The following is a 10,336-nucleotide window of genomic DNA, read 5'->3' as shown; positions in this document are numbered from 1 at the left end:
CGCCTGCGCGGCGGGGCCCTCGCCGGGTTCTCCCGCCGCCGCGGGGCCGAGGGGCAGGGGGCTCCGGGCCGGCCTCAGCGCACACCGGGCCCGGACGGACGGCAGCCCGTACGGTCCCAAGATCCGCTCCTTGATGGAAACTTGACGAACCGCAGCCCTTCCCGGGTCTTCTCAGTCTCCGCGAAATCCGTCTAACTGTTAGCACCCGGCGGGGCAGGGCCAGCAGCACGCGGCCGAAGCCCACGGACGCCGGTGCCTTCCCGGCGTCGGGAAAGCCGCTCACGCTTGCCCGGTCCCGGCACCGCCATGCCCGCGTCGGCGAACCGTCGGATCGCGCAAGGAAAGCACTCGCTGGTGTTCACGTGGGGTGAGAGGGGCATGCCCAGGATGACGAAGTCCACAGGAGCGCGCAGACTCGCACAAGTGGTGGCGCTGGTCACGGTCGTGGCGACCGCCGCGGCCTGCACCAGCGGCAGCGGCGGCGGGGGCGGCAGCGGCAGCAGCCCGGGGCCGGTCGGGGCCCCGGTCCAGGGCGGCGTGGTGCGGGTCGCCGAGGCGCCCTCCACCTTCCCGGACGCCATCTGGCCGTTCGACTCCGCGGCCCAGGTCAGCACGGTGAACACCAGCCAGTTCCAGGAGCTGTTCTACCGCCCCCTGTACTACTGGGGGCTGAACGACAAGGTCGCCCTGGACCCGGAGGTGTCCCTCGGCGAGGCGCCCGCCTGGAGCCCGGACGGGAAGACCGTCACCATCCAGGTCAAACCGTGGAAGTGGTCGAACGGCGAGGACGTCACCGCCCAGGACGTGCTGTTCTGGATCAACATGGCCAAGGCCGAGACGTCCAACAGCGGCTACTACACCCCGCCGAACCCGGCGATCGGCGCCAAGTACTTCCCGGACAACGTGGCCTCGGCGACCGCCTCCGGCCAGACGCTGACGCTGACCCTCGACACCCCGGTCAGCCAGACCTGGTTCACCGACGACGAGCTCAGCCAGATCACCCCGATGCCGCTCGCCTGGGACCTCACCGGCCCCGGCCAGAAGGGCGGTTGCGCGAACGACGCGTTCGGCTCGGACGCCGCCATGACCGACTGCGCCGCCGACTACGCCTACCTCAGCGCGCAGTCGACCAAGGGCGGCGACTTCGCGGGCAGCCCGCTGTGGTCGGTGGTCGACGGCCCGTGGAAGCTCAAGACCTACAACGGCACCTCCGGCGCGTACGCGATCGTGCCGAACACCGCCTACTCGGGACCGCAGAAGCCCTACCTCGACGAGGTGGACTTCGTCCCGTACACCTCGGACACCACCGAGTACGCGGACCTGAAGGCCGGCAGCGGCGGCGCAAACGCCATCGACGTCGGCTACCTGCCGGCCGAGGACTCCCCGACCTTCAACGCCAAGAACCCGGACGCCGGCAACCCGCTGAGCGGCGCGGGCTACTACATCCCGGCCCCGACCTACCTGGACGAGATCTCGTACTACCAGATCAACTTCGCCAACCCGGACGTGGGGCCGCTGTTCAAGCAGCCCTACTTCACCAAGGCGGTCCAGGACACCGTGGACCAGCAGGGCATCATCAACGGCATCTGGAAGGGCTGGGGCTACCCGAGCACCGGCGCCGTGCCCAGCCTCCCGGCCGGCAACCCGCTCTCCCCCAAGAGCCAGTCCGAGAAGGCCACCTACGACCCGGCGGCCGCCAAGCAGCTGCTGCGCGGCCACGGCTGGAACACCGACAGCACCCCGGCCACCTGCACGAACCCGGGCACCGGCCCCGACCAGTGCGGGGCCGGCATCGCGGCGGGCACCAAGGCCGCGTTCACCATGAACTACCCCTCCGGCCAGGCCGCCCTGGACACCATGGCGGCGGACATGCGCTCGGACGCGGCCAAGGCGGGCATCGGCATCACCGTCGTCAGCCAGACCCAGAACACCATCGGCAACGAGGGCGTGGCCTGCACCGCCGCCCAGCCGGCCGGATGCCAGTGGCAGGCCCTGCTCTACGGCGGCTGGGTCTTCGCCCCCGACTACTACCCGACCGGCGACGCGCTGTTCGCCACCGGCGCCGGGCCGAACGTCTGGAGCTTCTCCGACCCGAAGCTGGACCAGCTGATCGTCAAGACCACCACCGGCAGCGACGTCAACGACCTGTACGCCTACGAGGACTACATCGCGGGCGACCAGCCGGTGATCTACACCCCCAACACGCTCACGGTCAGCGAGGTCACGAAGAAGCTGCACGTCGACGCCGGCGACCCCTTCCAGGGCTACGAGCCGGAGTACTGGTACTACACGAAATGACGGCCACCCGTGAGCGCGCCGCGGCCCCCCTCGGGGGGCGGCGGTGACGGCCTACCTGATCCGTCGGCTGTTCCAGGCCCTCGTGACGGTGCTGATGGTCACGGTCATCTCCTTCGGCCTGATGCAGCTCATGCCGGGCGGCCCGGTCCGGGCGATCCTCGGCTCCCACGCCACCCCGGCCACCATCGCCCACCTGACCCACCAGATGGGCCTGGACCGCCCGGTCTACGTGCAGTACTGGACCTGGCTGGACGGCCTGCTCCACGGCGACCTCGGCTTCGACTACATCCAGCAGCGCCCCATCTCCGACCTGCTGTTCAACGCCCTCGGCGCCTCCGCCTACATCGTCGGCGCCTCGCTGCTGCTCGCGCTGCTGATCGCGGTACCGGCGGGCCTGCTCCAGGCCACCCGCCGCAACAGCGCGCTGGACCACGCCTTCACGGTGTTCTCCTTCATCGCCTACGGGGTGCCGACCTTCTTCATCGGCTTCCTGATCCAGCAGTGGTTCGAGGACGACCTGAAGTGGGTCTCGGTGCACGACCAGGTGGCCACCTTCGGTGAGGCGCTGACCCATCCCGGGGCCGTCTGCCTGCCCGTCCTGACCCTGACCGTCACCACCGTGGCCGGCTACAGCCGCTACATGCGCTCCGGGGTGCTGGACCAGATCACCCAGGACTACGTCCGGTCCGCCCAGGCCAAGGGCGCCTCCCGGCGCCGCACCCTGTACGGCCACGTCCTGCGCAACGCCCTGATCCCGATGGTCACCCTGGTCGGCCTCTCGATGCCCGCGCTGGTCGGCGGCGCGCTGATCGTCGAGTACGTCTTCAACATCCAGGGCATCGGCCTGCTGACCACCCGCGCCGCGTTGCAGAGCGACTACGGCATCACCCTGGCCGCCACCCTGCTCACCGCGGTGGCCACCGTGGTCGGTTCGCTGCTGGCCGACCTCGGCTACGCCGTGCTGGACCCCCGAGTGAGGCTCACCTGATGGCCCCGACACCCGGCACTCCGTCTCGTCCCCCGTCTCGTCCCCCGACTGGCACGACACCCGCCGCGGCGCCCGGTACGACGCCCGGGCCCCGACCCGGTACGACGCCCGGCCGGCTCGACGCCCCCGGCGGGGAGCCCGCCGGTCGGCCCCGCTCGATGCTCCGGCGCGGCGCGGAGGTCTTCGCCGAGAACCGGCTCGCCCTGGTCGCCGTCGCCGTCCTGGTCGCGATCACCGCGTTCTGCTTCCTCGGCCCGCTGTTCTACCACGCCGACACCTCGGTGGTGAACCTCTCCGCCGTCACCCTGCCGCCGGGCGCCGGGCACCCGCTCGGCACCGACAACGACGGCATCGACGAGCTCGGCAAGGTGATGGCCGGCGGGCAGACCAGCCTGGAGATCGGCCTCGCCGCCGGCCTGATCGCCGCCGTCATCGGCGCGCTGTACGGCGCCGTCGCGGGCTACCTGGGCGGCTGGGTCGACGCGCTGATGATGCGGGTGATCGACTCCTTCATGTCCTTCCCGCTGATCTTCCTGCTGATCTACCTCAGCAGCGTCTACGGGAAGAGCAAGACGATGCTGATCCTGGAGGTCGGCCTGACCTCCTGGTTCGGCATCACCCGCCTGGTCCGCGGCGAGGCCCTGGCGATCAAGGTCCGGGACTACGTCGCCGCGTCCCGGATGATGGGCGCGGGCGGCGGGCGGATCGTGCTGAAGCACATCCTGCCCAACACCATCGGGACCACGATCGTCAACACCACGTTCTCGATCGCCGACGCGGTCTTCGCCCTCTCCACCCTCAGCTACATCGGCCTGGGCCTCCAGGCCCCCGACAACGACCTGGGCGGCATGCTCGACGTCGGCACCAACTACGCCGGCCAGGGCTACTGGTGGATGATCTACCCGCCCGCCGCCGTGATCATCCTGCTCATCCTCTGCTTCAACGTGATCGGCGACGCCCTGCGCGACGCCTTCGAAACCCGCCTGCGGAAACGGTGAACCGACGGAGGTTCCGGCAGTGGCGCTCCTCGAAGTGACCGGCCTGCGCACCGAGATCCGACTGAAGCACTCGGTGGTGCGGGCCCTGGACGGCGTCGACCTCGCGGTGGACGCGGGCGAGACCCTCGGCATCGTCGGCGAGTCGGGCTGCGGCAAGACCATGACCGCCATGTCGATCATGCAGCTGCTGCCGAACGGCGGCAGCGTCGTCGGCGGCAGCGTCCTGCTCGACGGCCGCGACCTGCTCGCGCTCGAACCCGGGACGATGGACCGGGTGCGCGGCAACGACATCGGGATGATCTTCCAGGACCCGACCACCTCGCTCAACCCGACCATGACCATCGGCCGGCAGATCTCCGAGTCCGTCCGCATCCACCGCCGGGCCTCCCGCAAGGAGGCGCACGAACGCGCCGTCGAGGTGCTGTCCCTGGTCGGCATGCCCAGCCCCGCCCGGCGGGCCCTGGTCTACCCGCACGAACTGTCCGGCGGCATGCGCCAACGGGCCATGATCGCCATGGCCCTGGCCAACGAGCCCAAACTGCTCATCGCCGACGAGCCGACCACCGCCCTCGACGTCACCGTCCAGAAGCAGATCCTCGAACTCATCGACCACCTCAAACAGCAGCTCGGCATGGCCGTCATCCTGGTCACCCACGACCTCGGCGTCATCGCCGGACGGGCCGACCGGATCGCCGTCATGTACGCCGGGAAGGTCGTCGAGACCACCGGCACCGAGGCGCTCTACGGCAACCCCCGCCACCCGTACACCGAGGCGCTGTTCGCCTCGCTGCCGGAACGCTCCGCCCGCTCCGGCGGCCGGCTCTACTCGATCCCCGGCCTGCCGCCGGACCTGACCACTCCCCCGCCCGGCTGCCGCTTCGCCGCGCGCTGCCGCTACGCCACCGAGCAGTGCCACGCGCAGGAGCCGCCGCTGTCCGGGGAGGTCCCGGAGCACCGGTACGCGTGCTACTTCCCGGTCGGCGAGGCCGGATCGGGCGTCCGGTCCACAGCACGGACGGCGGCTGTACAGACTCCGGCGGTGACCGACGAGGTGACGGCAGCGGCCGACGGCCCGGCGGCCGAACCGCTGCTGCGCGTCGAGCACCTGGTCAAGCAGTACCCGGTCACCAACGGCCTGGTCCTGCGCCGGACCGTCGGCGCCGTCAGCGCCGTCGCCGACCTCTCCCTGACCGTCCGCCGGGGAGAGACGCTCGGCCTGGTCGGCGAGTCCGGCTGCGGCAAGACCACCGTCGGCAAACTCATCGTCGGCCTGGAACGGCCCACCAGCGGCAGCCTGGTGTTCCAGGGCCGCGACCTCGCCCTGGCGCCACGGGCCGAGCGGCGCCGGCTGCGCCGCGACGTCCAGCTGATGTTCCAGGACTCCTACGCGGCCATGAACCCGCGGATGCCGGTCCACTCGATCATGCGCGAACCGCTCGACATCCACCGGGTCGACGGCCCGGCCGAGCGCGACCGGCGGATCCGGCAGATCTTCGACCTGGTCGGCCTGCCGCTCACCGCCCTCGAACGCTACCCGCACGAGTTCTCCGGCGGCCAGCGCCAACGCATCGGGCTGGCCCGCGCCTTGGCCCTCAGCCCCCGGCTCATCGTCGCCGACGAGCCCGTCTCGGCCCTCGACGTGTCGATCCAGTCCCAGGTGCTCAACCTGATGCGCGACCTCCAGGGCGAACTCGGCCTGTCGTACCTGTTCATCTCGCACGACCTGTCCGTGGTCCGCTACCTGTCCGACCGGATCGGCGTGATGTACCTCGGCAAGCTGGTGGAGATCGGCCCCGCGCCGTCGGTGTACGCCCGGCCGGTGCACCACTACACCCGCGGCCTGCTCGACACCGTCCCCGTCGCCGACCCGGCGGTGGAACGGGCCAGGAGCAACCGAGGCGTCGCCGGGGAACTCCCCTCCGCGATCGACCCGCCGTCCGGCTGCCGCTTCCGCACCCGCTGCGCGGCGGCGCAGCAGCTCTGCGCCGAGGTCGAGCCACCGCTGACCGCCTACGGCCCCGACGACCACCTGGCCGCCTGCCACTTCCCCCTGCGGCCGTCACCTCCCGGGTGAAGCCGCACCCCGGACCGGCTTCGTCCCGTAGCGTTTTCCTTCCACCGCGGGGACCCGCGGTGTACGAAGGGGAGGGTTACATGAACTCGCTTGTCTCGAAGGCCCGCTGGTTAGGCTCCCTGGCGGTGGCGGGAGCGCTGCTGCTCACCGGGTCCGGCTCCGCCGGCGCCGCCACCCACACCTCCGGCGGCCCGGTCCCGGGCGTCCCGCAGACCGTCGAACTGGACTCGTCCCCCGCCTCGGTGGCCGTCAGCCCGGACGGGCACAAGGCCTACGTCGCGGTGAAGGACACCACCAAGGGCGCCAAGGTGAAGGTGGTCGACACCCAGAGCGGCGCCATCACCGCGGTGGTGACACTGTCCACCGGTCTCGGCGCCGGCCCGGGCCCGCTGGCCGTCAGCCCCGACGGCTCGCGCGTCTACGTGCTCTTCTCCACCGCCCGCAAGGCACCGCTGTCCAGCCTGGGCGCCATCGACACGGCCACCGACACCGTCGTCTCCAGCACCGAGGCACCCGACCAGCCGCGACCCGACGGCACCTTCCCCGGCGCCCTCACCTCCCTGGCCGTCAGCCCCGACGGCGCCACCGTCTACGTCGGCCAGGACGGACCGGCCCGCTACCACCGCCCGGCCGAGCCGGGCGCCCGGGTCCTGTCCTTCTCCCCGCAGCAGCAGGCCTACACCACCGCCGTCCCGGTCCCCGGCCACTACCTCGGCTCGATCGTCACGCCGCCGAACGGCGACACCGCGTACACCGCCACCGACGAGAACCTGGTCCGCCTGGACACCAGCACCGCGACCCCGACCATCACCGGAACCACCGCCGCCACCATCGGCTCCCGCCCGATCCTGGCCCTCTCCCCGGACGCCACCCGCCTCTACGGCGTGGGCAACAACGGCACCGGCTACGCCGTAGACCTCGCCACCGACACCCTCACCACCCTCGACCTCGCCCCCGGCCAGTGGCTGCAGAACCCCTCGGTGTCCGCCGACGGCACCCGGCTCTACCTGGTCCTGCAGGACCTCACCAGCGGCGACAGCAAGGCCTCGGTCCTCGCCCTGGACACCGCGACCAACACCCTCGTCCCCGCCGAGGAGATCACCGGCCTCAACTGGGTCACCGCCCTGGCCCTCGGCCCCGACGCCCACACCTTCTACCTCACCGTCAACTCCACCCTGCGCATCCTCGCCCACTGACCGCACCCACCCCGCACCCCGCCCCGCCTTCGGGGCGGGGTGCCCCCGCCGAGGTCCCCTCCGCCGAGGGCTCCCTCCAGCGTTTCCGTCGCCCGCACCGTCGTCGTCCTCGTCCTCGTCCTCGTCCTCGACGGAATCCGGAAATGACCACTGCCGGGAATGAGTCAGTGGAACACGATGGCGTGGCCGCCCTCGATGCTTGCCAGGCACGCCCGATAGAGCTGGTACCAGGTGAAGCGCTCCGTCGCGAACGGTCCGTCCACCGCGAGATCCCGAGCCTCCCATGCCTCCCCCGAACCGGAGGGAACGCTCTCGTCGTCGAGGTTGATGCCGATCGACGGCGCCAGGTCCGACAGTTCAGCCAGCAGGCGCAGACTGGAGCCGACGATTCCGGCGCCCTCGACTGCCGCCTCGTCAGGGAGGAAGAGCGGATCCTCGAACTCGACCGGCACGTAGTAGCCGGAGCTGTCGGAGTGGCAGAGCAGATGGGAGGCCAGCCTCGACGTCTCATCCTGGATCTTCTCGCAATCGCGGTCGAACTGGCGCCCGCTGACCTCCAGAGCCGACGTGACAGGTTCGCCCAGGTTCACGAGCACCAGGATGCGGCGCAGCTGGGTCAGGTACCCGTAGGGAAAGCCACCAGAGAAGGTACGGGCACGAGGCGGATCGGTGATCTCCGGCTCGTGCCAGCCGATCCCTTCCTCCACGAGCGCCCGGCCGAGGCGGGCGAAGGCCGACCGGTGATGGTCGAGACCTTCCGCATCGTTGCGAGCCTGGTCGTAGAGGAGTCCCACTGATATCGAAAGTCCCATGGGCCAGAGTCTAGGAACACCCCCTGACGGCGACGTTCCGCCGCCGCGCCGACAGCCTTGTCTCGGGGGGTGAGGAACATCGGAGCGACACCGGCGCAACCCTCCCCCGCTCTCCAGAGCCCGTCGGCCTGCGCTTCCATGGTGGTTGAACCTTCGGCGGTCGTGCTGCCCCGAGCAGGGGCATCAACCCGCAGACGGACCGGCACGTTCCCGCCCGAACCGAGTCCGACACCCGCCTCCTGGCAACCCGCCCCTCCCTTCGTGAAAGGCTTGCCGCCATGCGCGAAGCACCGGAGGACCGCGCCGCACGGAGCTTTCTGTCAGCGATCCGCGTCGGCGACCTGTGCGGCGGGGTCGCATCAGAGGTCACCCGCTCCGGGGTGGCGGTGACGTTGGACGGGTTCCCGGCGAGACCGCTGGGGTTCGTCGGCTCGTTGGACCTGCCCTGGGGGCGGCCTCGGAGCGAGGGTGTGGAGGTCGGTCAGCGGATCACCGCCGAGGTCATCGCCGTCGACCCGCGCGCGGGCCGCGTACGGCTGTCCACGGCAGCCACCGGGAACCCGGAGCTGTGGGCCTTTCTGAAGCGGCTCGCCCCAGGCCAGATCCTCGCCGGCACGGTCGCGTCGATCGAGTCGTTCGGCGTGTTCGTGGCGCTGGACGACGGGCCCGGCCATCCGGTCTTCCCGGGGGTCGGGTTCATCACGATCCCCGAACTGTCCTGGTGTCACTTCGAAACGGCCTCGGACATCGTCCGGGTCGGTGAGCGCGTCTCGTGCGGATTCCTCCACTTCGACACCACGAACGGGGAGGCCAGGCTGTCCTTGCGGGCTATGCGGCCGGACCCCTTCCAGGACTTCGCCAACAGCGTCGCCGCGGGCCGGACACTGCGCGGAAGGGTCACCCGGCTGGTCCCGTTCGGCGCCTTCGTCCAGGTCGCCGACGGGGTCGAGGGGCTGATCCACCTCAAGGACCTCGCACGGACACCCGTACGGACGCCACAGGAGGTCGTAGGAGTCGGCGACGAAGTCCTGGTCGTCGTCACCGACATCGACCGAGGACGCCGAAAGCTGGCGCTGTCGCGGCAGGAGCCCCCCTCCCGCTGATCGTGATCGTCCCGCGTGCGGCGCACTCGACGCATATCCGGTTGGCGCGCCGCCAGCCGCGTGCCCCTCGGTCTCCCACAGGTGCCGGGCTCAGAAGAGCACGTCCTCGCCACCAGGCTCGGGTATCCCGATCACACAGGTGCGACCGGGGTCGTCGGGCACGGAGCAAGGGCGCGTCGGGGGCGGACAGGAAAATCAGGCGCTCGTTCGTACCGCCTCGGGTACCGTGGCGCACTGCCCTGTCGGGAAGGGCCGCAGCGAAGCGGGGGAGGAACCGGTGGAGATGGACGAGGCGGCGCGGGCCGCATGGTGGGAGAGCCTGCCCGCGGGGATCCGCGACGAGATCGACGGGTACGTCCTCCAGGACTCCCTCTTCCACGCGCTGCGGACCGTCGTCGATGTCGGCCGCGTCCCCTCCGGCATCGGCATCCGCATCGCGCAGGACATCGTCAACGACCGCTACACCCACCACGGCGACCGGATCGCCCGGAGCCCCGACAGCCCCCTCGACCTGGAGTCCCTGGCGTTCCGTGCCGCCGGCTGCCCCGGCCGCGTCGTGGCGATCGAGGTGGTCTGGGACGGCGACACCGTCCACGACTGGTTCACGGTCCTGCTGGCGATCACCGAGGACCCGGTGCGGGAGCACCCGTTGGCCACCGTCTACTCCACCACGGCCAGGCGCTACCTGGACGGGGAAGGAGTCGGCAGCGGACAGCTCGTGTGCGCCGCGGCCGCCGAACACGCGGGCCGGGCCCTGGCCGGGCACCTGTCGGTCCCCTTCCACTTCGCCAGCCCTGACACCCCGGACGACGAGGCTCCCCGCTGGCGGGAGTGAGAGGTGCGGCGCTGTCGGCCGGAGCTCGGCCG

The 10,336-nt window shown here is 71.0% G+C and carries 8 protein-coding genes; 7 read left to right on the top strand and 1 reads right to left on the bottom strand.

Annotation, left to right across the window (positions count from 1 at the left end):
• Positions 1-387: 387 nt before the first annotated feature.
• The 5 genes from ACFRQN_RS37645 to ACFRQN_RS37625 all read left to right on the top strand — a co-directional run bounded on the left by ACFRQN_RS37645 (position 388) and on the right by ACFRQN_RS37625 (position 7,554).
• On the top strand, positions 388-2,298 hold the full coding sequence (locus ACFRQN_RS37645) for an ABC transporter substrate-binding protein (protein ID WP_380745075.1): 1,911 nt from the start codon (positions 388-390) through the stop codon (positions 2,296-2,298).
• A gap of 43 nt (positions 2,299-2,341) precedes the next feature.
• Entirely contained in the window at positions 2,342-3,286 is a 945-nt protein-coding gene (locus ACFRQN_RS37640) for an ABC transporter permease (protein ID WP_380745073.1), read from the top strand.
• 158 nt (positions 3,287-3,444) lie between these two features.
• Entirely contained in the window at positions 3,445-4,284 is an 840-nt protein-coding gene (locus ACFRQN_RS37635; protein WP_049649315.1) for an ABC transporter permease, read from the top strand.
• 19 nt (positions 4,285-4,303) lie between these two features.
• Entirely contained in the window at positions 4,304-6,358 is a 2,055-nt protein-coding gene (locus ACFRQN_RS37630) for a dipeptide ABC transporter ATP-binding protein (RefSeq protein WP_380745070.1), read from the top strand.
• Positions 6,359-6,438: 80 nt separating this feature from the next.
• Positions 6,439-7,554 carry a hypothetical protein gene (locus ACFRQN_RS37625; protein WP_380745068.1) on the top strand — a complete coding sequence of 372 codons (1,116 nt, stop codon included), beginning with the start codon at positions 6,439-6,441 and terminating at the stop codon, positions 7,552-7,554.
• Between the two features lie 164 nt (positions 7,555-7,718).
• On the opposite strand, the gene ACFRQN_RS37620 is transcribed toward ACFRQN_RS37625, so the two are convergent.
• Positions 7,719-8,366: a hypothetical protein gene (locus tag ACFRQN_RS37620; RefSeq protein ID WP_380745066.1), complete on the bottom strand. Its 648-nt coding sequence runs from the start codon at positions 8,364-8,366 to the stop codon at positions 7,719-7,721.
• 470 nt (positions 8,367-8,836) lie between these two features.
• On the opposite strand from ACFRQN_RS37620, the gene ACFRQN_RS37615 reads away from it, so the two are divergent.
• Together ACFRQN_RS37615 and ACFRQN_RS37610 are read left to right on the top strand one after the other, a co-directional pair.
• A complete protein-coding gene (locus ACFRQN_RS37615; protein ID WP_380745063.1) occupies positions 8,837-9,469 on the top strand; it encodes a S1 RNA-binding domain-containing protein in 633 nt (210 codons plus the stop codon).
• A 283-nt stretch (positions 9,470-9,752) separates the two neighbouring features.
• Positions 9,753-10,304 carry a hypothetical protein gene (locus ACFRQN_RS37610; protein WP_380745077.1) on the top strand — a complete coding sequence of 184 codons (552 nt, stop codon included), beginning with the start codon at positions 9,753-9,755 and terminating at the stop codon, positions 10,302-10,304.
• Positions 10,305-10,336: the final 32 nt, after the last annotated feature.

Source organism: Kitasatospora sp. NPDC056800 (assembly GCF_042789775.1).
Lineage (GTDB): Bacteria > Actinomycetota > Actinomycetes > Streptomycetales > Streptomycetaceae > Kitasatospora.
Note: the sequence above shows the minus strand (reverse complement) of the source record. Positions and strands in the feature narration are given on the sequence as shown.

Coding starts and splice junctions, on each gene's coding strand:
- ACFRQN_RS37625 (WP_380745068.1), top strand. CDS start 6,439: ATGAACTCGCTTGTCTCGAAGGCCCGCTGGTTAGGCTCCCTGGCGGTG.
- ACFRQN_RS37645 (WP_380745075.1), top strand. CDS start 388: ATGACGAAGTCCACAGGAGCGCGCAGACTCGCACAAGTGGTGGCGCTG.
- ACFRQN_RS37635 (WP_049649315.1), top strand. CDS start 3,445: ATGCTCCGGCGCGGCGCGGAGGTCTTCGCCGAGAACCGGCTCGCCCTG.
- ACFRQN_RS37610 (WP_380745077.1), top strand. CDS start 9,753: ATGGACGAGGCGGCGCGGGCCGCATGGTGGGAGAGCCTGCCCGCGGGG.
- ACFRQN_RS37620 (WP_380745066.1), bottom strand. CDS start 8,366: ATGGGACTTTCGATATCAGTGGGACTCCTCTACGACCAGGCTCGCAAC.